General features: G+C 41.3%; 22 protein-coding genes, 1 tRNA gene and 1 other annotated feature. Of the genes, 21 read left to right on the top strand and 2 right to left on the bottom strand.

What is annotated here, in order from left to right; genetic code table 11:
* Positions 1-39 precede the first annotated feature (39 nt).
* The 3 genes from GT641_RS01665 (at position 40) to GT641_RS01675 (ending at position 3024) form a co-directional block, all read left to right on the top strand.
* Complete coding sequence (locus GT641_RS01665; protein ID WP_243143667.1) at positions 40-1341, top strand: D-alanyl-D-alanine carboxypeptidase family protein; 1302 nt, start codon at positions 40-42, stop codon at positions 1339-1341.
* Between the two features lie 84 nt (positions 1342-1425).
* Positions 1426-2289, top strand: coding sequence for a dipicolinate synthase subunit DpsA (locus tag GT641_RS01670; protein ID WP_161116682.1), 864 nt, complete (start codon positions 1426-1428; stop codon positions 2287-2289).
* A gap of 150 nt (positions 2290-2439) precedes the next feature.
* A complete protein-coding gene (locus tag GT641_RS01675; RefSeq protein WP_044945074.1) occupies positions 2440-3024 on the top strand; it encodes a dipicolinate synthase subunit B in 585 nt (194 codons plus the stop codon).
* A gap of 357 nt (positions 3025-3381) precedes the next feature.
* On the opposite strand, the gene asnB is transcribed toward GT641_RS01675, so the two are convergent.
* Entirely contained in the window at positions 3382-5238 is a 1857-nt protein-coding gene (asnB, locus tag GT641_RS01680) for an asparagine synthase (glutamine-hydrolyzing) (protein WP_161116683.1), read from the bottom strand.
* A 114-nt stretch (positions 5239-5352) separates the two neighbouring features.
* Positions 5353-5616 (top strand) — a binding site (T-box leader).
* An 87-nt stretch (positions 5617-5703) separates the two neighbouring features.
* Here asnB and ilvB point away from each other — a divergent pair.
* The 5 genes from ilvB to GT641_RS01705 all read left to right on the top strand — a co-directional run bounded on the left by ilvB (position 5704) and on the right by GT641_RS01705 (position 9574).
* On the top strand, positions 5704-7428 hold the full coding sequence (gene ilvB, locus GT641_RS01685) for a biosynthetic-type acetolactate synthase large subunit (protein WP_161116684.1): 1725 nt from the start codon (positions 5704-5706) through the stop codon (positions 7426-7428).
* A gap of 13 nt (positions 7429-7441) precedes the next feature.
* The gene (gene ilvN / locus GT641_RS01690; protein WP_008400912.1) at positions 7442-7948 is read left to right on the top strand and encodes an acetolactate synthase small subunit; all 507 of its coding nucleotides are present in this window, start codon (positions 7442-7444) and stop codon (positions 7946-7948) included.
* A gap of 14 nt (positions 7949-7962) precedes the next feature.
* Entirely contained in the window at positions 7963-8409 is a 447-nt protein-coding gene (gene dtd, locus GT641_RS01695; protein ID WP_161116685.1) for a D-aminoacyl-tRNA deacylase, read from the top strand.
* Positions 8410-8563: 154 nt separating this feature from the next.
* Positions 8564-9232 carry a DivIVA domain-containing protein gene (locus GT641_RS01700; protein WP_008400909.1) on the top strand — a complete coding sequence of 223 codons (669 nt, stop codon included), beginning with the start codon at positions 8564-8566 and terminating at the stop codon, positions 9230-9232.
* A gap of 15 nt (positions 9233-9247) precedes the next feature.
* The gene (locus GT641_RS01705) at positions 9248-9574 is read left to right on the top strand and encodes an SCP2 sterol-binding domain-containing protein (protein ID WP_119963705.1); all 327 of its coding nucleotides are present in this window, start codon (positions 9248-9250) and stop codon (positions 9572-9574) included.
* A 92-nt stretch (positions 9575-9666) separates the two neighbouring features.
* Here the strand turns inward: GT641_RS01705 and GT641_RS01710 are convergent, their stop codons facing one another.
* The gene (locus GT641_RS01710; protein ID WP_008400906.1) at positions 9667-10695 is read right to left on the bottom strand and encodes a 3-deoxy-7-phosphoheptulonate synthase; all 1029 of its coding nucleotides are present in this window, start codon (positions 10693-10695) and stop codon (positions 9667-9669) included.
* A gap of 214 nt (positions 10696-10909) precedes the next feature.
* On the opposite strand from GT641_RS01710, the gene GT641_RS01715 reads away from it, so the two are divergent.
* The 13 genes from GT641_RS01715 to coaE all read left to right on the top strand — a co-directional run bounded on the left by GT641_RS01715 (position 10910) and on the right by coaE (position 25205).
* Positions 10910-12205, top strand: a complete 1296-nt coding sequence (locus tag GT641_RS01715; RefSeq protein ID WP_243143668.1) for a D-alanyl-D-alanine carboxypeptidase family protein — start codon at positions 10910-10912, stop codon at positions 12203-12205.
* Between the two features lie 11 nt (positions 12206-12216).
* On the top strand, positions 12217-13080 hold the full coding sequence (locus GT641_RS01720) for a metallophosphoesterase (protein WP_008400904.1): 864 nt from the start codon (positions 12217-12219) through the stop codon (positions 13078-13080).
* Positions 13081-13092: 12 nt separating this feature from the next.
* On the top strand, positions 13093-14793 hold the full coding sequence (locus GT641_RS01725; RefSeq protein ID WP_008400903.1) for a L,D-transpeptidase family protein: 1701 nt from the start codon (positions 13093-13095) through the stop codon (positions 14791-14793).
* A gap of 114 nt (positions 14794-14907) precedes the next feature.
* Positions 14908-14995, top strand: a tRNA-Ser gene (locus tag GT641_RS01730).
* Positions 14996-15129: 134 nt separating this feature from the next.
* Complete coding sequence (locus GT641_RS01735) at positions 15130-15942, top strand: purine-nucleoside phosphorylase (RefSeq protein WP_243143669.1); 813 nt, start codon at positions 15130-15132, stop codon at positions 15940-15942.
* 87 nt (positions 15943-16029) lie between these two features.
* Positions 16030-16515, top strand: coding sequence for a ribonuclease HI (gene rnhA / locus GT641_RS01740; RefSeq protein WP_008400901.1), 486 nt, complete (start codon positions 16030-16032; stop codon positions 16513-16515).
* A complete protein-coding gene (locus GT641_RS01745) occupies positions 16508-18931 on the top strand; it encodes a homocysteine S-methyltransferase family protein (protein ID WP_161116686.1) in 2424 nt (807 codons plus the stop codon). The genes rnhA and GT641_RS01745 overlap by 8 nt, the downstream gene beginning before the upstream one ends.
* A 102-nt stretch (positions 18932-19033) precedes the next feature.
* Positions 19034-19522 carry an acetolactate synthase small subunit gene (ilvN, locus tag GT641_RS01750; protein WP_008400899.1) on the top strand — a complete coding sequence of 163 codons (489 nt, stop codon included), beginning with the start codon at positions 19034-19036 and terminating at the stop codon, positions 19520-19522.
* A 91-nt stretch (positions 19523-19613) separates the two neighbouring features.
* Positions 19614-20636, top strand: a complete 1023-nt coding sequence (gene ilvC / locus GT641_RS01755) for a ketol-acid reductoisomerase (RefSeq protein ID WP_008400897.1) — start codon at positions 19614-19616, stop codon at positions 20634-20636.
* Positions 20637-20773: 137 nt separating this feature from the next.
* On the top strand, positions 20774-21271 hold the full coding sequence (gene greA / locus GT641_RS01760) for a transcription elongation factor GreA (RefSeq protein WP_044945066.1): 498 nt from the start codon (positions 20774-20776) through the stop codon (positions 21269-21271).
* 41 nt (positions 21272-21312) lie between these two features.
* Entirely contained in the window at positions 21313-21906 is a 594-nt protein-coding gene (locus GT641_RS01765) for a zf-HC2 domain-containing protein (RefSeq protein WP_161116687.1), read from the top strand.
* Positions 21899-24535 (top strand): DNA polymerase I, encoded by a 2637-nt coding sequence (polA, locus tag GT641_RS01770; protein ID WP_161116688.1) that lies wholly within the window; start codon positions 21899-21901, stop codon positions 24533-24535. Before GT641_RS01765 ends, polA begins: the two co-directional genes overlap by 8 nt.
* On the top strand, positions 24522-25205 hold the full coding sequence (coaE, locus tag GT641_RS01775; protein WP_161116689.1) for a dephospho-CoA kinase: 684 nt from the start codon (positions 24522-24524) through the stop codon (positions 25203-25205). The genes polA and coaE overlap by 14 nt, the downstream gene beginning before the upstream one ends.
* The last annotated feature ends 118 nt before the right edge of the window (positions 25206-25323 follow it).

Here is a 25323-nt window from a genome sequence, read left to right on the forward strand (position 1 = left end):
AAAAAATATTATAAAAAAAGAAATAAACCTGCGGGAAGAATGAAACAAAAAATTCCGGCAGGTTTTCTGTTTGCATGGTTTCTGACAGCAGCCGTGCTGCTTGGTTCCGTGATCCCTGTAAATGCGTTAAATATGCCTGTATGTCAGATACCATATTATCGAACGGAGGGCATCAGGCAGGATAATAATACCGGTCGGACTGCTTCAGAAGTGAAGCTCTCGGACAATGACCTTCATGCTTTATCAGCTATCCTGTTGGATGGAAAAAATGGCAGGGTGCTGTATGATAAAGCTGGTGAAGAGGTTCGGGCAAATGCCAGTACAACGAAGATTTTAACCTGTATCCTTGCGCTGGAATATGGTGATCCCGATGATATCGTTATAGTATCCTCTTATGCGGCAAAGATGCCGGATGTTCAGTTAAATATCAGAGAGGGTGAAGAATACCGGTTAAAAGATCTGCTTTATTCGCTGATGCTTGAAAGTCATAACGACAGTGCTGTTGCAATAGCTGAATATATTGGTGGAAGCGTTGAGGCATTTGCCGATCTGATGAACCGAAAAGCAATAGAAGTCGGTTGTACAAATACACATTTTATTACTCCTAATGGACTGGATGCAAAGGATGAATATGGGATTCACGGAACGACCGCAGAGGATCTTGCCCGGATCATGCGTTATTGTATCAGAGAGTCACCGAAACGGGAACAGTTTCTTGCTATAACAAGAACAGCTACATATTCCTTTACAAATGTAGGGGGAACGAGAAGCTTTAGCTGTTCCAATCATAATTCTTTTCTGAATATGATGGATGGAGCTTTGACCGGAAAAACGGGATTTACCGGATCTGCAGGATATTGTTATGTCGGAGCGTTGGAGAGGGATGGAAAAATACTGATCGTTGCCCTTCTTGGCTGTGGGTGGCCGGGAAATAAGACCTATAAATGGGCAGATACAAAAAAATTAATGAATTATGGACTGGCAAATTATCAGGAGCATGTAATTACTGATGATATACTTCAAAAGAATAAGATACCGGTTCTTTCGGATTCTGTTTATGGAACAATAAAAGAAGATACAGAGACAGTTGGCTGGGAATGTCATTTTTCGGAAACTCTGCTTTTGCGGACAGATGAACAGATCTCGGTTAAGTATCTGCTGCCTGAGTATCTGAAATGCCCGATATATGCAGGAATGCAGGCAGGTTCTGTGGTGTTGTTAATTGATGGGAAAGCATTTGCAATCTATCCGGTGACAATAACAGAAAATGTTCAAAGTGAATCTTTGTATGATTTCATGAAGGAATATGTAAAAGACTACATAGACAGGAATTTCTTCTGATTAGACTGTAATAATTCAGTAATCGGAAAGAGTATGATCTATAATAGATGACAGATGTAAGAAAGTCTATAAGGAGGATATAATTTGAGACAGTTTGTAATGATAGGCGGAGATATGCGTTGCCATTATCTGGCAGCATATTTAAAAGAACAGGGAGTATATGTTACAACATATAAAGTGCCAGACTGTGAGAATGAATACAGCAGCTGGCCAATGCTTTCTGAAGCTTTCAGAAATGACAGTACTGTTGAAGAAAGGGTATTGTTATTACCTGTTCCGGTTGCAAAAGACGGAATCCATATCAATGGATGTACAGAGCTTGCGATAGAAAATATTGCAGGGAGTCTTACAGCTTTTGATTTTGTATGCGGGGGAGTGCTCCCATCCGGGCTGACAGATGCCTGTACAGCAGCCGGCGTACCATATTATGATTATATGAAGGATGATTGTGTGGCGTTAAAGAACGCAGTTGCTACGGCGGAGGGGGCTATAGCTGAAAGCTTTATGATGAGTGATATTAATATTGAGAACAGCAAATGTCTTGTCACCGGATATGGAAGATGTGGCCGTGTGCTTGCACAGAAGCTCCTTCGTATGGGTGCTGAGGTAACGGTTACAGCCAGAAGTGTGGAAGCATGTTTTAAGGCGGCAATGGGAGACTGCCATACGATTCTGTTAGATCAGCTTGGCTCAGACAATAAGCTTGATCAGTTTGATTTTTGTTATAATACCATACCTGCGCCTGTATTAAATCGAGATATATTATCAAAGTTCCGACAAAATATAGTGATCCTTGATATCGCATCGATGCCCGGTGGAACAGATTTTTCCTATCTGGATGAAAGAGGGATAAGATACCGACACAGTCTGGGTATTCCGGGACGCTATTCACCGAAGACTTCGGGCGAGATCCTTGGAGAGGCGGTTCTGGGGTATCTGCTTTTTTAAGTCACATGTCATGATGTTCTGCATAATCTATAATAAACATAAAATTTCTCTGCAAAAGTAATTGTTTTATGAGTTAATTAAATAAAAAACTGACTACCTGCCGGGATATTGATTTTATGGAGTTCATATAGCATGGAAAGGATTATAGATATGAGTTTATCAGGGTGCAATTGCGGCGTTGCAATAACCGGTTCTTTTTGTACTTTTGATAAAGTAAAGATAGAGATAGAGGAAATGACAAAAATGGGAATATCGGTGTATCCGATCTTTTCTGATCGTTCGGCGACATACGACACCAGATTTGGTAAAAGTGATGAATTTGTAAAAGACATTCAGAGGATTACAGGGAAGAAGGGAATATTTACGATTCAGGAGGCAGAACCGATCGGTCCTAAGGCATATCTGGATGTATTGGTGATCGCCCCATGTACCGGAAATACACTCGCAAAGCTGTGTAACGGTATAACGGATTCTCCTGTGCTGATGGCAGCAAAGGCACATATCAGGAATAATAAACCACTGATCATCAGCATATCGACAAATGATGCTATGGGAATGAATTTTAAGAATATCGGAATGCTTATGAATATGAAAAATATTTATTTTGTTCCTTTTTATCAGGATGATCCTGTAAAGAAACCGAATTCCCTGATCGGAAAACTGTCTATGATACCGGATACGATAGAGGAGGCTTTAAAGGGGAAGCAGATTCAGCCGGTGTTATGTGACAAATAAAAATGAGGGCTTGTTCCCTTGCTGCTATGCATAATGCTCTATATATTACTCGACTCACTTCATTTCTATTCGACTCGCACACCTGTTTGTCAGCAGTCGCCCAAACTCACCCTAACGGGTTCAAACATGGGCTTGGTGCTGACAGCTAGTGCAAGTCTCATAACGAAATTACATGAATGTCGAAGTAATATATAGAGCATTATATTATTGTCAGCAGGGCACAAGCCTTTATTTACTTTATAGGAGGTTCGTTTTTATAAGATAAATAATCTGCTGGAAAAGGGGCGATAGAGTATCGGGTATTTTGGAGTTCTGGTATATAAGATATAAACACCCACCGGCTGGTGGGTGTTATGATCAGAATTCGATGGAGATCCGGTATTCTTTCAACCAGTAGTTGATCTGTAATAAGTACGCCATCATCTGTGGACCTGCCATCAACTGACCATACCAAGGCTTTCCGTAATCTTTCGGTGATTCCAGAAACTGCAGAACTGCTTTTTTTTCCAGAAATCGGTTGACAGGGCTTGTAGGATCATCAATCACTTCTCTTAAGCGGTCGGCAAGGATCGTTTCATAAAGCGGGTTATATGTCTTTGGATACGGACTTTTCTTTCGAAACAGGATCTCGTTTGGCACGAGATTCACGGCAGCATGGCGGAGCAGACTTTTTTCGGTCTGATTTCTGTATTTGTATTTCCACGGAACATTGAAGACATATTGCAGAAGATGAATATCCGCAAATGGTACTCTGGCTTCCAGACCATTATACATACTGGTACGATCCATACGGTCAAGCAGGGTCTGCATAAACATCCGGATGTTCATATAGCCAATCCGGCGGCGGGATTTCTCGATATCTGATTCTTCCGGCAGAACCGGAATCTCCGAGATGATCTGGTGGTAAAGATTTTTCACATAGTCATCCATCTGTAAGGCATCTGCAAACTCCGGATCTAACAGCTGCTTTCTCGGTGTGAGATCGATCATCCATGGAAATGTATCGGATGCAAGCAGATCTTCCCGGTAGAACCATGGATAACCACCGAATATCTCGTCTGCACATTCGCCGGTTAGGACAACCTTATTGTGTTCGGACACCAGTTTACAGAAATACAATAACGAAGAGTCGACATCTGCCATAGTTGGTTGATCTCTCGACAGAACCGAGTCATAGAGAAGATCGGCAAGTTCCTCCATATTACAGGTTAAGTAGTGATGGGAGGTTCCGAGATAGGATACCATCTGATCGACATAAGGACGATCCTGTTCCGGCTGAAAGGCATTTGATTTGAAATAACGTGCATTATCTGTAAAGTCAAAGGAATAGGTATCAAGCACCTGTCCGCGTTCTTTTAATTCATTTGCACAGACAGCACTTACGATCGAGGAATCGATGCCTCCTGACAGGAAGGTACAGATTGGAACATCGGATACAATCTGTCGTTTGATCGCATTTTTAAGAAGATCGGCAGTCTTCTCGATCGTTGTTTCGTAATCGTCGGTATGAGGCATGCTCTTTATTCGGAAATAGCAGATCGTGGATTGACCGAAACGATCGTACCGCAGATAATATCCTGGCTTGATTTCATTTATTCCTTTAAATACGCCACAGCCCGGAGTTTTGGACGGCCCAATGGCGAAGATCTCACATAAGCCTTTTTTATCCAGTCTAGGAAATGTGCCGGGATAACAGAACAGTGCCTTTCGCTCTGAGGCAAATACCAGCGTTTCGTCAGACAGAAAAGTATAGTAAAGTGGTTTTACCCCGAACGGATCACGGTAAAGGAAGATGGACTGCTCCATATGGTCATAGATCGCAAATGCAAAAATACCATTTACCTTTTCTACAAAATCAGGTCCGTAGTATATGTAGGAGAGCAGCAGAACTTCGGTGTCCGATGTTGTGGTAAAACTGTATCCATGTGAGGTAAGAGGCTGCTTTAATTCATCTGTATTATAGATCTCACCATTAAATACAATCGTAAAGCTTCTGCCTGCGACCGTACGGGTCATTGGTTGGATTCCGGCCTTGATATCACGGATGGATAATCTGGTATGCGACAGACCGCAGGTATCCGTCAGAAGGATACCGTCATCATCCGGCCCGCGGTGTTTTTGTTTTATGTTCATGTCAGATAGAATATTTTGAAAATGATTTTCTGCTTCGGTATATCTGCCATGTACATTATAGAATCCAGAGATAGAACACATAGCTAACTCACTTCATATTTTTCGTATAATTGTATGAGAAGTATTTGGTTATTATTCCTAAATAACACGTTGACTTTTTTTCTCATTTATGCTAAAGTAACAACAGTTTATATGTCAAATGCAATGACAAGGAGGAGTACATACAGGACCGGCTCCCAGAGAGAAGATGGTGGTGAGAATCTTCAGCTAGGATGTATGGAAGTAGCCTTCGAGCAGTGGACTGAAAAGCATAATTTCTTATGAAGTGCTAAGTAGGATTCAACGGATTTCCCCGTTACAGGAAAACGATATGACACAGGTAAAACTTGCAAGTATCGGATAAGAGCAGGAAGAACCTGAATTTAGGTGGTACCACGGATATGATTATTCGCCCTAAGCTGATATACGGCTTAGGGCTTTTTTAATGGATGTGAAAAAGCTCTTTTAGGAAATTTATATGAATGAAATTAAAGGAGGATATAGGTTATGGAGATTAATGGAGCACAGATGTTTGTAAAAGCATTACAGGAAGAACATGTTGATACACTGTTTGCCTATCCGGGTGGAACAGCGATCGACTTATTTGACGCATTATATGATGCGGAAGGAATCGATATGATCCTTCCAAGACATGAACAGGCACTTGTTCATGCGGCAGATGGATATGCAAGATCAACAGGGAAGGTTGGTGTATGCTTGGTTACCAGCGGTCCCGGTGCAACCAATCTGGTTACAGGAATTGCAACAGCAAACTATGACAGTGTTCCACTTGTATGTTTTACCGGACAGGTACCGATGAATCTGATCGGTAACGATGCCTTTCAGGAGGTTGACATTGTAGGTATCACGAGAAGTATTTGTAAGTATGCGGTAACAGTCAGAAAGAGAGAAGATCTGGCAAGAATTATCAAGAATGCATTCTATATCGCAAGAACCGGTAAGCCGGGTCCGGTACTGGTTGATATACCGAAGGATATCCAGTTGGCAATGGGTTCGGATGAATATCCGGATGAGGTAAATATCAGAGGATATAAGCCGGCTGAAGGCGTACATTCTGGTCAGCTTAAGAAGGCTCTGGCAGAATTAAATCGTGCAAAAAAACCGGTATTTTTGATCGGCGGTGGTGTAAATATCGCGCATGCAAGAAAAGAAATGCAGGAATTATGTGAATTGACAGGAATCCCTGTTGTTACTACGATCATGGGTAAGGGAGCAATTCCGACGGACCATCCTTTATATGTTGGTAATATCGGAATGCATGGAAATCTTGCATCCAATAAAGCAATCATGGAATGTGATGTCTTGTTCTCGATCGGAACCAGATTCAATGATCGTATCACCGGTACGATCGACACATTTGCAAAGAATGCAAAGATCATACATATCGATATCGACGCAGCATCAATCTCCAGAAATATCGAGGTAGACATCCCGATCGTAGCAGATGCAAAGCTTGCGATTACAAAGATGTTAAAATATGCAAAGAAATTAGATATAAGCGATTGGGTAGATGAGATCATGGAAGTGAAGAGACAGTATCCGATCAACATGAATTCTTATAAAGGTGTTACACCGGAGAAGATCATTAAGACCATTAATGAGATGTATGACGATCTCATCATTACAACCGATGTAGGGCAGAATCAGTTATGGACAACACAGTATATCGCACTTGGCGGAGAGAACCAGCTCTTAACCTCCGGTGGCCTTGGTACGATGGGATATGGACTTCCTGCTGCCATCGGTGCCAAGATCGGTAATCCGGATAAAAATGTTATCTGTATTTCCGGTGACGGTGGTGTGCAGATGAATATTCAGGAGATGGCGACTGCGGTTGCACAGGAGCTTCCGATCACAATCTGTATCTTAAATAACGGTTATCTTGGAAATGTACGTCAGTGGCAGGAGTTGTTCTTCAACAAGCGTTACAGCAGTACATGTCTGCGATACAGAAAGAGCTGTAATCATGACTGTCAGAATCCGGACAAATGCTGTCCGAAATATACACCGGATTTTGTAAAACTGGCGGAAAGCTATGAGGCACTTGGAATCCGTGTTACAAAGGAAGAAGAGATCAAGGCAGCATTTGAGCAGGCAAAGGCAAATACAAAGGGACCTACAGTTATAGAGTTCTATATTGATCCGACTGCAAATGTATTCCCGATGGTTCCGGGCGGTAAGTCATTAAATGATATGATCATGGATTGTTAAGGAGGATGGACATATGAGTGAAAAGAAAAGATGGATATGTTTATATGTTGAAAACGAAATAGGTGTACTTGCAAGGATTTCCGGCCTTTTTTCAGGCAAATCGTATAATCTGAACAGCCTGACAGTTGGTGAGACAGAGGATACGACTATATCCAGAATGACAATCAGTTTTACAAGCGATGATCGTATTTTTGAGCAGGTAAAGAAGCAGTTAAACCGTAGTGTGGAAGTAATCAAGGTGGTTGATTATACAGATATTCCGATTCATAATAAAGAGATTTTGTTTATTAAGGTCAAGGAATGTAATACGGATGATAAGGATGAGGTATTCCGCATTGCAAATGCATTTAATTTTAGAATTACCGACTACGATAAAAAGAATATTCTGGTAGAGTGTTTACAGACAGAGAATCAGAATAATGATGCGATCAAATTATTCAAACAGAGTTTTCCGAACCGAATCGAGGTCGTTCGAGGGGGAAGTGTTGCTGTAGAAGCAATCAGTATGTCAGAACGTTAAAGGGGAAAAAGATTATGAGATTTCTGATTCAAAGAGTGAATCATGCAAGTGTAACAGTAGATGATAAAGAGGTCGGAAAGATCGGAAAAGGTCTGCTGGTATTTGTAGGTGTATTCGAAGAAGATACAGAAGAAGTTGCAGATAAATTGATCCGTAAACTGCTGGGGCTTCGTATATTTGCAGACGAAAATGGTAAGACAAATCTTTCTCTTACAGATGTAAAAGGTGAGCTTCTGATCGTATCACAGTTTACTTTATGTGCAGACTGCAGGAAAGGAAATCGTCCTTCTTTTACAAAGGCGGGTAACCCCGATAAGGCAAATAAGTTATATGAATATATCCTGTCTGTCTGTAGAGAGAAGAATACTGTTACGGAAAGCGGCGTTTTCGGTGCGGATATGAGAGTGGATCTGTCTAATGACGGACCGTTTACAATTCTGCTTGATAGTCAAGAAATGTAAAAGAATACATGAAAATAGCTTAGACTTGAATATCTTTCATGAAAAATTGTAAATTTTTTTAAAAACATACGATTATTTCTTGAAAAACATACAAAGAATTAATATAATTGAGTTTAGGTTATGTTAAAAAAACACGAAAAGGAGAAGCACTATAATGTTAACAAAGGAAAGCATTGAAGAAAAGACCTTTAAAAAGGGACTTTTTGGTTATAATAAAGATGAAGTAAATTCATTTATGAGAGAAGTATCGGATGAGTTTGCTTCATTACAGGCAAAATATGATGCAGCTGCAGCAGAAAATGAACTGGCTCAGAATTCTCTCAGAGAGAATAGTGTAAAGATCTATGAATTAGAGAAACAGCTGGAGCAGGCTGCTCCGGGTTCCAAAAAGGAACAGAATGCAGCAAACAATGAAGCCAACAGAATCATTAACGATGCAAAGAAGCGTGCAAATGAAGTCCTTTCAAATGCAAAGGCAGAGCTTGCAAAGTTAAAAGCAGAGATGGAAGAGATTAAGGCAAATGGTGGTGTTGCAACAGCAACAGCAGGTACTGCTTCATCCATTAATGAGGATGCGTTAGAAGCTGATCCTATTACTAAGCTGAAGATGAAGTCCCAGACAACAAATGAACCTCAGAAGTTAAAGATGAAGCCAAAGGAAGAACCGAAAGAGGAAAGCAAGCCACAGGCATTTGCAGGTAAGAGTGCTGTAACAGAGGATGAAGAAGATGAAGTAATTGTAGGAGAAATCGAAGAAGGCGTTAAGCGTAATCAGGTTCTGATCGGTGATGGCGACGAGGAAGACGATTTCGAGTTCTTATAAAGCGGGTTTGTTTATATGACATACAGGGAATGTCTTGATTATTTTAATGAATTATCCTTGCATAAGAATATAGATGGATTAAAGGATGATACGTATTTCCAGTTTGATGTTATTGGACGTGATAGCGGGCATTTTTACATTCATTTGAAAGATGATACATTTGAGGTCGCTTCGGGGGAATATAAGCAACGAAATGTTCAGTTTATCGTTACAGTATCCTGCCTGGAGAAAGTAATAAATGGAGTGATGGATCCGATTTATGCATATGCAACCGGAAAATTGAATATTACCGGAGATGTGTCGTTAGGTAGAAATTTTCTATCACGCATCATAAAGGATTAAAAAAGGAACCTGCCAGTTGTTATTTGGCAGGTTCCTTTTTATCATACATATAATTGTTATTAAAAAGAAATTTCATATTCTTTTATCGTTTTTTATAACAGATCTGCAACTTCTTTTAAGAGACGTTCTGTCTTTTCCCATCCGAGACAAGGGTCTGTGATGGATTTGCCATAGCATCCTCCGCCAACCGGCTGATTACCATCTTCGATATAACTTTCAACCATAACACCTTTTACAAGTTCTTTGATATCAGGATCATAATTGCGGCTGTGGATAACCTCTTTTACGATTCTTGGCTGCTCATCGAATTTTTTGCCTGAATTGTTATGATTTGCATCAACGATACATGAATGATTTACCAGATTGAACTTCTGGTATGATTCATATAAAAGACGCAGATCTTCGTAGTGGTAGTTTGAGATGGAACGACCGTGTTTGTTTAATGCACCTCTTAAGATACAATGGGTCAGTGGGTTTCCGTCTGTGTGGGCTTCCCATCCGGAATATAAGAAAGTATGCGGATGCTGTCCGGCAAGACAAGAATTCATCATAACAGTATAATCACCACTGGTTGGATTCTTCATGCCAACCGGAATGTCCATTCCACTTGCCGTTAATCTGTGCTGCTGATCCTCAACGGAACGTGCACCGATCGCTACATAGGATAAGATGTCGTCAACATATTGCCAGTTCTCGGAATAGAGCATTTCGTCTGCTGCTGTGAGTCCGGTTTCTTTGATCGCGCGGATATGCATTTTACGAATCGCATATAAACCTTCTAACATATCAGACGCCTTATTCGGATCCGGCTGATGTAACATCCCTTTGTATCCATCACCCGTTGTTCTTGGTTTGTTCGTATATATACGTGGAATTACAAGAATTTTATCTTTGACCTGTTCTGCAACCTTTGCCAGTCTGTTCTGATAGTCGCATACAGCATCTTCGTTATCAGCGGAACATGGACCAATTATAAATATAAATCGCTTGTCTTCTCCGGTAAAAATTTTTCTGATCTCTTCGTCTCGTTTTGCTTTAATGTCTTTGAGTTCCTGTGAGAGAGGATATAATTCTTTGATCTCTTCACCGGTTGGTACTCGTTTAACCAATTTCATACTCATTGATTTTCCTCCTGTTATAATTTGTCCAGTTAATAAATGACGAAAGTGTCATTATTTATTAAATTACCGCATATTGCGCATAATTCTGTAGTATTATAGCAGAATATAATTAATTATGAAAGAAAAATATCAACACAAACATTCTTTATTCATTTTTTTAAGCATAAATTGTATAAATGAACAGATTAGAGGGATGTTATTGAAACGGGTTAAAATGGGAAAGAGGGTAGGCAGAGCATTTATAGGTATGGTTCTTGGAATAGCACTTGTAGTCGGACATACCGACCGATCGGTAATATATAGTGTTGCTGAGCCAGAGGTGGTAACTGAGGAAAACGTACAGGAAGAACCGCTTACAGATGAAGCCGTAACAAATGGAACTGTAACAGATAGAACAGCAACAGATGAAATAGCGACAGATCAGTCCGGACTTCAATTGGAATCACCATTCTGTATCCTTATGGAAGCAACAACAGGAACGGTATTATATGAGAAAAATGCAGACGAGGCAAGGAAACCTGCATCCGTCACAAAGGTAATGACGCTGCTTCTGGTTTTTGAGGCAATGAAGGCAGGCGATTATCAGATGTCTGATATTGTAACTGTGAGTGAACATGCAGCTTCTATGGGTGGTTCACAATGTTTCTTTGAAACCGGTGAACAGCAGACGGTTGAAGATATGATAAAATGTATCATTATTGCATCAGGAAACGATGCGGCAGTTGCTATGGCAGAATTCACGGCAGGAAGCGAGGAAGCCTTTGTTCAGAGAATGAATGACAGGGCAAAGGAACTTGGAATGGAGCATACACATTTTGTCAATGCCTGTGGACTGGATGCAGATGGACATGAGACATCGGCAAGAGACATTGCAATTATGTCCAGACAGTTAATTGATGAACATCCTGAGATCCTGAAATATTCCGGTATCTGGATGGATTCGATCATACATAAAACCGCAAGGGGCGAGTCAAGATTTGACCTTGCTAATACAAATAAATTCCTTAATATATACACTGGGGCGACCGGGCTTAAAACTGGATATACGGCGACAGCCAAATACTGTATGTCGGCGACGGCGAACAGAAACGGCATTACATTGATCGCAGTTATCATGGGAGCTGAAACAAAGGATATCAGAAATAAAGAGGTCTGCAAGCTATTCGATTATGGATATGCAAACTGCAATCTGTATAAAGATGAAAATGTACTTGACACCCGCAGCGTTTCTATAGAAAATGGTATCAGTGACGAACTGGCGATTGAAAGTGCATCGGACTTCTCATCCGTTCTGCTTCGCGGAGAAAAGGCAGATGATGTGAAGAAGACACCGATTCAGGAAGAGACGCTTACAGCACCGATCAACAAAGGAGACGTGATTGGAAAAATGGAATATTCGATCAATGGCCGTGTACTTGGTTCAGTTGAGATTGTTGCTGCAGAAAATATAAAGAAAATGACGTTTGGCTATAGTTTTAAAAAAGTATTATATCTTGCCTTTCGTTCCTAGAGGAAGAGGAAATGTTATTCAATATTATCAGTATCATCTGTATATTTGCGCTTATCTGTCTGTTCGCAGTTCTGATTGAAAGCAGACGGGAGAATCACATGCTTTCGGTATCTCATTATACGATCACGGATAAAAGAATCAAAAAGTCTGCTACATTTGCGATGATCGCAGATCTTCATAATGCGGAATTCGGAGATAAAAATGAGGAGCTCATAAAAGAGATAAAAAAGATTGCTCCTGATGCAGTTTTGATCGCAGGAGATGTTATAGTCGGAAAGAAAGATGTCGGTTCGGGTGTTGCGATAGACCTTCTGCAAAAGCTTGGAAGTGAATTCCCTGTTTATATTTCAAAGGGAAATCATGAGATGCGAACCAGTTTATATACAGAGCAGTATGGAGATATCTGGGAAAATCTATATGAACAGACAAAGGATTATGTTCAATGGCTTATAAATGAGGAAATGATTCTGACATCTGAAAATATCCGGGTGGTGGGGCTTGACATGGATGCGGCTTATTACAGAAGATTCCGGCTTCTGAAGATGGAGACGGACTATCTGGTGGAGCTTCTTCCGACGAGACATCAGGATGCATATACGATATTACTTGCGCATAACCCGGATTATTTTTCGGTTTATGCGGAATGGGGAGCAGATCTGGTGTTATCCGGTCATGTACACGGGGGCATGATCATACTTCCGTTTTTTGGGGGAGTGATATCACCGATGGTACGGCTGTTTCCGAAATATTACCGGGGTATGTATGAATATCGCAATAAAAAAATGATCTTAACAGGTGGACTTGGTGGTCATACTTTAAAGTTTCGGGTCAATAATAAACCGGAGATATGCGTGATCCATTTGGAAGGAGAATAACAGGGGAAGATTATGAGTGAGGAAAACAAAGAAGTAGAGCAGATAGAGAGCAAAGCCGTCAAAGATGCAGAACAAACAGAATGCGAAGCGGATAAAGAGGCAACACAAATAGAGACTAAAGAAGAGCAAACAGAAAACAGCGCAGACAAAGAAGAGAATGAGGCAGGCAAAGAGGCTGGGCAGATGGAGATTGAAACTGAAGCAGACCAAGAGACAGACCAGGCGGAGGCTGAAGAAATAGAAACAAAAGACCAGCCGGAGGTTGCTGCCACGGCTGCTGCTATACCATCGGATGTCTTTGTCGATAAGAGTGTCTATGAACAGATCGATAAACGAAAAAAAGGAAAAAAGATCGCTGCGATTATATCAATTTCTGTGGGCGGAGTTATTTTACTTTGTTATCTTACATTGTCGATCTGGTTTAGCTTCCATTTTAACAAGAATACATATATTGACGGACAGAATGTATCCTATCATACAGTAAAATCCGTAAAAAACACGATCGATACATATATGAGTGGATATACTTTAAGCGTAAACGGCAGAGAACATGCATCATTTGTGATCCGTCCGGAAGATATCGATATGACGATACAGGCAGTTTCCAATGAGAAAAGCATTAAGAAGAAGCAAAATGGCTTTCTGTGGTTTTTATATCTGAATAATAAGCGGAAAGATTATAAAACCAGTTATGAGGTAACCTATGATAAGGAAAAACTGTATCAATTTTTAAAAGATCAGGACTGTATGCAGGAAAAGAATATGGAAAAACCAAAGAATGCCTATGTAGCAGTTGATAAGAGCGAGGCGGTTATCATACCAGAGACAGAAGGCAGTTATCTGGATACAGATAAGGTTCATGAAGTGATAGAAACGGCGCTTGAACAGGTGAAAGCTACTACAGACCTTGATAAAGAAGCGTGTTACGAGAATGCAGAGATCACGGCAGACAGTAAGGAGATTGCAGACCGGAAAAAAGCACTGGAAACATATCTTACGGTTCAGATCGACTACAGCATTGATCGTGTATCATGGACGCTTGATGCATCAACATTTGGCAGCTGGCTCTATTATGATAACGGAAAATGGAAGTTCAAAAAGAAATCGGTTCAGGCATATGTGAGACAGCTTGCAGAGACATATGATACAGTCGGAACAACGAGAACCTTTCAGACTTATACAGGAAGATATGTAGAAGAAACAGGCAATCGTTATGGATGGGCAATTGATGTAGAAGCGGAGACAAAGGGCTTGCGGGAAGCACTTGCAAGTGGGAAATCACAGGAGCGTACACCGGAGTTTTCCCAGACGGGAGCAGCATATAACAAATACGGGGATATCGGTTATTCTTATGTAGAGGTCGATCTGTCGAACCAGCATGTATATTTGATCATAGATGGAAAATTGGTTGAAGATTCTCCCTGTGTAACAGGTTGTGTAAAGAAAGGACATGGTACACCGGATGGGTTATATTCGATCACATATAAAGAATCACCTTCTGTTTTAAGAGGAGAGGATTATGAGACAAAGGTCAATTTCTGGATGCCTTTTAATCGTGGAATCGGGCTTCATGATGCGACATGGCGTGATAAGTTCGGCGGAGACATTTATTATTCCAGCGGTTCGCATGGCTGCGTTAATCTGCCATATCAGAAAGCCGCGGTTATTTATGAGAATATCTATGCCGGGATGCCTGTAATCTGCTACTATTAGTTTTAAGTGTTACCATTGTATGACCATGCCCGGTGAAAAGGCATCAGAAAGTATCATAAAAAATAGTTGTATATTTTGTGTATTAATGGTATTATAGCAAAGTCATAGGAAAAAGGAGATATACCCAAGTGGCTGAAGGGTCCGCTCTCGAAAAGCGGTAGGTCGGGCAACCGGCGCGAGAGTTCAAATCTCTCTATCTCCGTTTTATGAAAATAAGCTGACATTCAGATGGGTGTCAGCTTTTTTACCATATGGATATATGGGAAAACTCAGAATTATGTATTTCAGAGACTGGGTACAGGTGAGCTGCAGCATTAGGATAAGGAGATGTTGTTTATGTATGATGAGGCTGTTCGTTATATCACTGACAAAATAAAGATGAAGCCGGAGATAGGGATTGTACTTGGAAGCGGACTGGGCGATGCATTTACCATGGATGATCCTGTGTATGTTTATTATAAAGAGATTCCGGGTTTTCCTGTTTCGACGGTTGCCGGTCATAAGGGACGGTTTATATTTGGTTATTCCTGTGGAAAGCCGATTGTTGTCATGCAGGGAAGAGTTCATTACTATGAGGGATATTCCATGCAGGATGTCGTGAAGCCGATCCGGCTGATGGGGCTTCTAGGAATACGGTGGCTGATCCTTACCAATGCGGCGGGAGGAATCAGTGAAGAGCTGGCACCGGGAGATATCATGATCATTTCGGATCAGATATCAAGCTTTGTTCCATCTCCGTTGATTGGAAGAAATATAGATGAGTTTGGCGTCAGATTCCCGGATATGAGCCATATATATGATAAAGAAAAAATACAGATAAGCAGGAAAGTATTTGAGCAGATTGGACTTCATGTTGTGGAAGGAACCTACATTCAGGCGACCGGTCCGCAATATGAAACACCGGCTGAGATAAGGATGTTTCAGTTGCTCGGCGCAGATGCGGTCGGCATGAGTACAGCATGTGAGGCAATCGCGGCCTGCCATATGGGAATCCGTGTATCCGGTTTTTCGGCAATTTCAAATAAAGCGGCAGGACTTGGTGCTGAATTAAAGCATGAGGATATTCTGGATCGCAGTAAGGAGATGTCTGATAAAATGAGCAGACTCCTTACAGAATTGATCGAAAGTTATAGTGATGGCACAGAATAAAATATTCCGATCATTTGATGAAAAGTGATAATCAGTCATTTATAAGCGGATATGGATTAATTAGAATGGATATGAGGTGCGAAAAGAATGGATGTAAAGATATATACAGATGGTGCAGCGAGAGGTAATCCGGACGGACCGGGCGGATATGGTACGGTTATCCAGTTTATTGATGGAAAAGGAACGCTCCATGAACGGGAATTTTCACAGGGCTATAATAAGACTACAAATAACCGCATGGAGCTTATGGCAGCTATTGTTGGTTTAGAAGCATTGATAAAACCCTGTAATGTGGAATTATATTCAGATTCCCAGTATCTTGTAAAGGCATTTAATGAAGGCTGGATATGGGGCTGGATCAAGAAGGGCTGGAAACGTGGCAAGAATGAACCGGTAAAGAACCGGGATCTGTGGGAACGACTGTTAAAAGCAAAAGAACCGCATACAGTAACCTTTCACTGGGTAAAGGGACATGCAGGACATCCGATGAATGAACGATGTGATATGCTTGCAACGACAGCGGCAGACGGAGATAACAAAATAGACGACGAAGGTGTGATAACGAATGAATAAACACGAATTTAGACAACTGTTCAATGAGAAAATACTGATCTTAGATGGAGCAACCGGAACAAATCTGATGAATGCAGGCATGCCGCTTGGTGTATGTCCGGAAAAATACATACTGGAGCACAAAGAAGTTATGCTGGAACTTCAGACGTCGTATCTGAATGCAGGCACAGATATCTTATATGCTCCGACATTTACCTGTAATCGTTTAAAGCTTCGTGAATATGGACTGGAGAATGATCTCTATCAGATGAATATGGATCTGGTAGCTCTGTCAAAGCAGGCCGTTGCTGAGTGCGGGCATGGTTATGTCGCAGGCGATCTTACCATGACAGGTGAGATGTTATATCCGATGGGAAAACTTCAGTTTGAAGAGTTGGTTGATATCTATAAAGAACAGATCAAAGTTCTTGTTGAGGCGGGCTGTGATCTTCTGGTTGTAGAAACTATGATGAGCCTTGCCGAAACCAGAGCTGCTGTGATCGCTGCAAATGAGATCTGTGATCTCCCTGTCATGGCGAGCCTTACATTTAACGAGGACGGAAGAACCTTATATGGAACGGATCCGGTAACCGCGGTCAATGTATTACAGAATCTTGGCGTGGACGCGATAGGTGTAAACTGTTCCACAGGACCGGACAAGATGACAGAGCTTGTGGCTGCCATGAAAGAGGTAGCATTTGTTCCCGTATTTGCGAAGCCGAATGCCGGTATGCCTGAACTTGTGGATGGTAAAAGTGTATATGCCATGACACCGGAAACCTTTGCAGAAGATATGAAGATGATCATAGAAGCAGGAGCCGGTATGGTCGGCGGCTGCTGCGGAACAACTCCTGCCCATATCAAAGCACTTTCTGATATGGCAAAGACAATGGATATTCCTGAGATATCAGACAAGAAAGAACGTTTGCTATCATCAGAACGCATGACAAGACAGATCAGTCTGGATGGTCCTTTTATGGTGGTCGGAGAACGTATCAATCCAACCGGTAAGAAGAAACTGCAGGCAGAGCTTCGGGAAGGAGTTCTCGATACTGTTATGACGATGGCGGAAGAACAGATGGAAAAGGGTGCATCAATCCTTGATATCAATGTCGGCATGAATGGTATTGATGAGAAAGAAATGATGGTAAGGGTTGTATATGAGGTGTCACAGGCAGTGAACCTTCCGTTATGTATCGATTCCAGTAACCCTGCTGTTATCGAAGCGGCACTTCGTATCTATCCGGGACGTGCACTTGTGAATTCTGTATCTCTGGAAAAGGTAAAAATGCAGGAGATCCTTCCGTTAGTCAGAAAATATGGTGCGATGTTCATTCTGCTTCCGCTTTCTGATGAGGGACTTCCGAAAGACAGTGCTGAAAAAGAAGGCATCATACATACAGTTCTGGATACTGCATATAAGATGGGCTTTCAGAAAGAGGATATTGTAGTCGATGGTCTGGTTGCGACAGTCGGAGCAGAGAAAGCTGCTGCTGTCAACTGCCTGAAAACAATCCGTTATTGTCATGATATGGGGCTTGCTACGATATGCGGACTTTCGAATATCTCATTTGGATTGCCGGAGCGAATGTTTGTAAATGCAGCTTTTCTTACGATGGCGATCCAGAATGGTCTTACGATGGCAATTGCAAATCCGTCACAGACAATGCTTATGAATATGGCATATGCATCGGATATGCTTCTTAACAAAGACGAAGGAGATATCCGGTATATCCAGAATGTAAAACCTCTCGGGATCACAACGGCTGCACCTGTACAGAATGGAGGCAGTCAGGAGGATGAAAAAGAAAAAAGTGTTATCTACACAGATGTTGTAAAAGGAAATAAAAGAAATATTTCAGAAGATGTCAAAAAAGAACTGGAACAGGGGATAGATCCGCAGAAGATTATTGATGATGAGCTGATTCCGGCAATTAACCGTGTTGGAAAATTATTTGAACAGAAAAAATACTTTCTGCCACAGTTAATCGCAAGCGCAGAGACGATGGAGCTTGCGATCAATCAGATCACACCACTTATCGTACGAGAGGATGATGGAAAGGCAATGCCTGCGATCGTGGTTGCTACCGTAGAGGGAGATATCCATGATATTGGAAAGAATCTGGTTGTCTTGATGCTACGAAACTACGGATTCCCGGTTATCGATCTTGGAAAGGATGTACCTGCGGATGTGATCGTAGATGCAGCTATAGAAAATGATGCCAAGGTCATCGGACTTTCGGCACTGATGACAACAACCATGATGAAAATGGTGGATGTCGTTGAACTGGTAAAAGAAAAAAATCTGGATATTAAGGTCGTTATCGGCGGAGCCGTTATCACGGAGAGCTTTGCCGAGGAGATCCATGCAGACGGTTATTCAGAGGATGCGGCAGAATGTGTTCAGGTTGTAAAAAGATTGCTTGATATTGAGTAATTCTTCGTTGACAATAATTGACAAGATAACTATAATAAAACAAGGATTTGTGCTGTATTGATTATACAGCCGTTTCATAGGTTTGAAAGGTGGTACTTATTGATGGATAATATAGTTTTGTCACTTCTTGTAGATAATACATCAGGTGTACTGAGCAGAGTTTCAGGTTTATTCAGCCGCAGAGGTTATAATATCGACAGCGTTACGGTAGGTGTTACAGAGAATCCTGCATATTCCAGAATGACTGTAGCAGTAAGCGGAGATAATGCAAGTCTGAGCCAGATCAAGAAACAGTTGAATAAGCTCGAGGACGTCGTAGAGATCGTTGAACTGGAGCCGGGCAAATCAGTATGCAGAGAGCTTGTACTCGTAAAGGTGAGAAGTGATAAGGATACCCGTCAGGATATCATGTCCATTGCAAATATATTCCGAGCAAACATCGTTGATGTTTCAAAAGGTTCCATGATCATTGAGCTAACAGGCGCAACCTCGAAGTGTGAAGCATTTCTCGGACTGTTAGATGGATTTGAGATCATTGAACTGGTTCGTACCGGCCTGACAGGACTGGTGAGAGGTCAGCGTCAGGATTAATCATGCGCACCTTGTTTAACTATTGATAGATTGATTGCAGTTATGCAGTTAATTATTATAAAGAAGTCATTTATATCAGGAGGACAAAATAATGGCAGAAGCAAAAATTTATTATCAGGAAGACTGTAATTTATCATTACTGGACGGACAGACAATCGCTATTATCGGTTATGGTTCACAGGGACATGCACATGCCCTTAACTTAAAGGAATCAGGCTGTAACGTAATTATCGGTCTTTATGAAGGAAGTAAGTCTTGGGCAAAGGCTGAAGCACAGGGATTTGAAGTATATACAGCTGCAGAAGCTGCTAAGAAAGCAGACATTATCATGATTCTTATTAATGATGAGTTACAGGCTGATATGTACAAGAACGATATCGAGCCAAACCTTGAAGAAGGCAATATGTTAATGTTTGCGCATGGTTTCAATATCCACTTCGGAACAATCGTTCCACCTAAGAATGTTGATGTAACTATGATCGCTCCTAAGGCACCTGGTCACACAGTACGTTCTGAGTATCAGGCAGGAAAGGGTACACCTTGTCTTGTAGCTGTAGAGCAGGATTACACAGGAAAGGCTCTTGACAGAGCATTAGCTTATGCACTTGGTATCGGCGGAGCTCGTGCCGGCGTTCTTGAGACAACATTCAGAACAGAGACTGAGACAGACCTCTTCGGTGAGCAGGCAGTTCTTTGCGGTGGTGTATGTGCACTTATGCAGGCTGGTTTCGAGACACTTTGCGAAGCTGGTTACGATCCAAGAAATGCATACTTTGAATGTATCCATGAGATGAAGCTGATCGTAGATCTGATCTACCAGTCAGGCTTCAAGGGAATGAGATATTCTATCTCAAATACTGCTGAGTATGGTGATTATGTAACAGGCCCTAAGATCATTACAGAAGATACAAAGAAGGCTATGAAGAAAGTCCTTTCTGATATTCAGGATGGTACATTTGCTAAGGAATTCTTACTTGATATGTCACCTGCAGGACGTCAGGTTCACTTCAAGGCTATGAGAAAGAAAGCTGCTGAGCATCCATCAGAGATCGTTGGCGAAAGCATCAGAAAGCTGTACAGCTGGAATGGTGAAGACAAGCTCATCAACAACTAATCTGAAGTAAATATATTTTATTTCATATAATAACAGGAGCAGATTTTATGTTTTCGGACGTAAGATCTGCTTTTGTTGTATCCAAAAATGTTTTGTGCTATACTGTTAGCAAAAATGTGAACAGGGTGGTTGGTTTAATGTTTAATCAGTTAACAGAATCTGACATCAAGAAGATGGAAGAAGAAATCGAATATAGAAAAGTCGTAGTTCGTAAAGAAAAGTTGGAAGCTGTGAAGGAAGCAAGAGCACAGGGAGATCTGAGTGAGAATTTTGAATATTATGCTGCGAAGAAGGATAAGAATGCGAATGAAAAGAGAATCCGTTATCTGGATCGTATGGTAAGAACTGCTGAGATCATAAAGGATGAATCAGCAGATGATGAAGTTGGCTTGAATAATACCGTTCGTGTTTATTTTGAAGAGGATGAAGAAGAAGATACTTATCGTATCGTAACGACAGTACGTGAAGATGTATTAAACGGCATTATCAGTAATATATCTCCAATGGGGAAAGCATTACTTGGACATAAAGTCGGTGACCGTGTAGAGGTGGTTCCGGGAAAGGGTGACCCTTTCCATATTGTGATACGGGAGATTGTTAAGACAACCGATGAATCCCGGGATCATATTCGATAGACGATAAAAAATACGGACAGGATGAAGAAGGTGACAGTCAGATGACATGTTTGGAAGCACAATCGAAGATCATGGCATTTATAGAGAATAAGCTCCCGGATGACGAGTTAAAGGAGTTTATTAAGCATGTCAAAAACTGTGATAATTGTTCAGAGGAACTGGAAATCTATTACACCCTGATCGTTGGGATGAAAGAGTTGGATAATGAAGAGAATCTTTCAACTAACTTTAAAAAGGAACTGGATGATAAGCTGGATGAAGAAATGACACGTATGACAGCTGTAAAACGAATTGCAACATCTACGATTGTTCTCGTTCTTGCGGCTATTATCACAGGGCTTTTGTGGGTATACAGTGGCGTACTTGAAAAGGTTTATCATTATGAACAGAATTCCAAGCAGAAATCACAGACAGAATATTATTACAGCGATACATTTGGCGAAAAGCTGTTATTCGGTAATAAGTATATGATTGAATATCTGGAAAATATTTTATATAAAGATGAGGATCTTCCGGGAAACAGTGATAAGAATGTACAGTTTATGGATAAAATAAAGAAATATAACCAGACACATAAAAATTATCTGGAAGTCGCCGAGGAAACGGCAGAGAAGGACGATATAGAAAATGAATAAAATATTATTAATTGATGGACACAGTATATTAAACCGTGCATTCTATGGTCTGCCGGATCTTACAAACTATGAAGGACTGCATACAAATGCAGTTCTTGGTTTCCTTAACATTATATTTAAGATCATGGACGAAGAAAAGCCGGATCATATGTGCGTAGCATTTGATGTGCATGAACCGACATTCCGCCATCTGAAATACAGTGCTTATAAAGGAACCAGAAAACCAATGCCGGAGGAGCTTCGGGAACAGGTTCCGCTTATGAAAGAAGTGCTTACAGCCATGCATGTCACGATCGTGGAAAAAGGCGGATATGAGGCAGATGATATTATCGGTACGATATCAAGAATGGCAGAACGGGATGGTTATGCAACTGTTATTGTATCGGGTGACAGAGATCTTCTACAGCTTGCAACGGATACAATACTTGTGCGTATCCCAAAGACAAAAGCAACCGGAACAACGATAGAAAATTATTATGCAAAGGATGTTGTTGAGGCATATGGCGTTACACCGGTTCAGTTTATAGATATGAAGGGCCTTATGGGAGATACCTCTGATAATATTCCCGGAGTTCCGGGAATCGGAGAAAAGACAGCGGCAAAGCTGATGATCGAATACGGAAGCATGGAGAATATTCTGGATCATCTGGATACGGTAAAGCCTCCGCGTGTTCAGAAGAATCTGACAGAGAACATGGATCTTGCAGTCATGTCAAAGGATCTTGCAACGATCAAACTGGACTGCGAGCTGGATGTCTCTCTGGATGAAATGACGATCGAATCATTATTCAATGATGATTCATATAAGATTTTTAAACGATTAGGCTTTAACAGTCTGTTAAAAAGGTTTGACACAGTGACAGAGACAGCGGAGATTGATCCGGTTATCACCTTGCTTGAAACAACAGAGCAGATAGATGGTTTCTTTGCTGATAAGATGAAAAATACAGATAAGATCGGTTTATATCCGATCCGAAAGGATGGAACCTTATTCGGGCTGGCTGCCGCCATATCCGATAAAGATGTCTATATTTTATCGAATCTGAACGGAATGGAGCATGACAGACTGATAGAGAATATAGTATCAGCCACCAGGGGCGGTATACAGATTGATATTCTGGATCTAAAGGAAGCATTGTCAGTCTTTCCGTTTGATGAGAGTGATACAAAGGTGCATGATATCGGTGTAGCGGCATATCTCTTAAATCCGATGGAGGATGTATATTCCTACGATGCGATCGCAAGAGATTATCTTGGCGCAACACTGCCATCCGAAAAAGAACTGGTTGGAAAAGATGAACTGAATCTGTTCTCTTTTACAAATGAGACCTTTCAGAAATTATTTGCATATAAGGCGTTGATCCCATATCTTGTAGGTGATCTTCTGATGGAACGGTTGGAAAAACAGGAGATGTTTACCCTCTATAATGAGATCGAGATGCCAACGGTATATACACTTTATGATATGGAGCACCGGGGAATCCGGGTTGACCGAAAAGCCTTGGATGATTACAGCGTAAAGCTGCAGAGTAGGATTGACGAACTGCATACTGAGATCATCGGTTATGCAGGAAAAGAGTTTAATATCAATTCACCGAAACAGTTAGGCGTTATTTTATTTGAAGATATGGGACTTTCCGGTGGCAAGAAGACCAAGACCGGATACAGCACCAGCGTTGATGTGCTGGAAAAGATAAAGAATGACCATCCGATCATACCTGCGATACTGGAATATCGTCAGCTTACAAAGTTGAATTCCACTTATGCGCAGGGATTGACGGCATATATATCAGAAGATGGCAGGATTCATGGAACCTTTAACCAGACGATCACAGCGACCGGTCGTATCAGTTCGACTGATCCGAACCTTCAGAATATTCCTATGAAACTGGAACTTGGCAGACTGATTCGAAAGGCATTTATTCCGGAGGAGGGATATGTATTTGTGGATGCTGATTATTCTCAGATTGAACTTCGTGTACTTGCTCATCTGTCCGGAGATCAGGTTATGCAGAATGCCTTTCTGAATCATGTAGATATCCATGCAACGACAGCTTCCGAGGTGTTCGATGTTCCGATCGATCAGGTAACATCCTTGCAGAGAAGAAATGCAAAGGCAGTTAACTTCGGTATTGTTTATGGAATCAGTGCATTTGGTTTGTCGGAGGATCTTGGAATATCCAGAAAAGAAGCGGCTGATTATATTGAGAAATATTTTGCAACCTATAAGAATATAAAGTCATTCCTTGACCGTCAGGTGGAAGAAGCAAAAGCAGATGGTGTTGTCCGGACGATGTTCGGTCGTATCCGTCCTGTACCGGAGCTTCGGTCTTCAAACTTCATGACCAGAAGCTTTGGTGAACGTGTTGCAATGAATTCGCCGATTCAGGGAACGGCGGCAGATATTATTAAGATTGCTATGTTCCGTGTGAATATGGAACTGAAAAAACGAGGATTGAAATCCCGCCTGATCTTACAGATCCATGATGAACTTCTGGTAGAGACCGCAAAGGATGAGGTTGATATTGTAAAAGAGATCATGGAAAAGGAAATGATGGGTGCAGCCGACATGGCAGTACCGCTTGAGATCGGTATCAGTGAAGGAGATAACTGGTATGATGCAAAATAAAGACGACATGCTGATCCTTGGACTGACCGGAGGCATCGGTTCCGGAAAGACAGCAGTTCTTACAATATTAAAGGAAGAATATGATGCATATATAATAGAAGCAGACCGTCTGGCGCATGAGCTGATGAATCCCGGAAGAACGGTTTATCAGGGAATTGTGGATGCATTTGGTACGGAGATTTTGATGGATACTGACATAGATACATCTGCACCTGCCGAAGGGAATGCAGCGACAGACAACGGTCAATCAACGGTTAACCGCTCGATTGACAGAAAGAAGCTTGGAGATATCGTATTCCACAATAAAGATAAACTGGCTTTGCTGAACAGTATCTCACATCCGTTAGTGAAAGAAGAAATCCTGCGCAGGATTGAGGAACAGAAGAATGCCGAAAAAAAGCTGTTCGTGATTGAAGCTGCTTTGCTGATTCAGGATGGATATAAGAGTATCTGTGATAAGATGTGCTATGTCTATGCAGACTTGGATGTCCGGATATCCAGACTCTGCGAATATCGTGGCTTTACCAGAGAACGAGCACAGGCGGTTATCGATTCACAGGAGCCGGAAGCTTTTTATCTGGAAGCCTGCGACTATAAGATTGATAATTCCGGGTCGCTTGAAAATACGAAAAAAGACTTGAAGCACATATTAGATGAATGTAGAATATAAAGTGTTGTCTGAGAAATAAAGTTTAAGTCTTGAAGAAAAGAGACCGAAAATTAAAGGTCAAAGAATAAAGCAGATAACTGTATAAAAAAATTATGTTATATACGACAGGCATTGTGCC

The organism is Clostridium sp. BIOML-A1 (genome assembly GCF_009874105.1).
Lineage (GTDB): Bacteria > Bacillota > Clostridia > Lachnospirales > Lachnospiraceae > Coprococcus.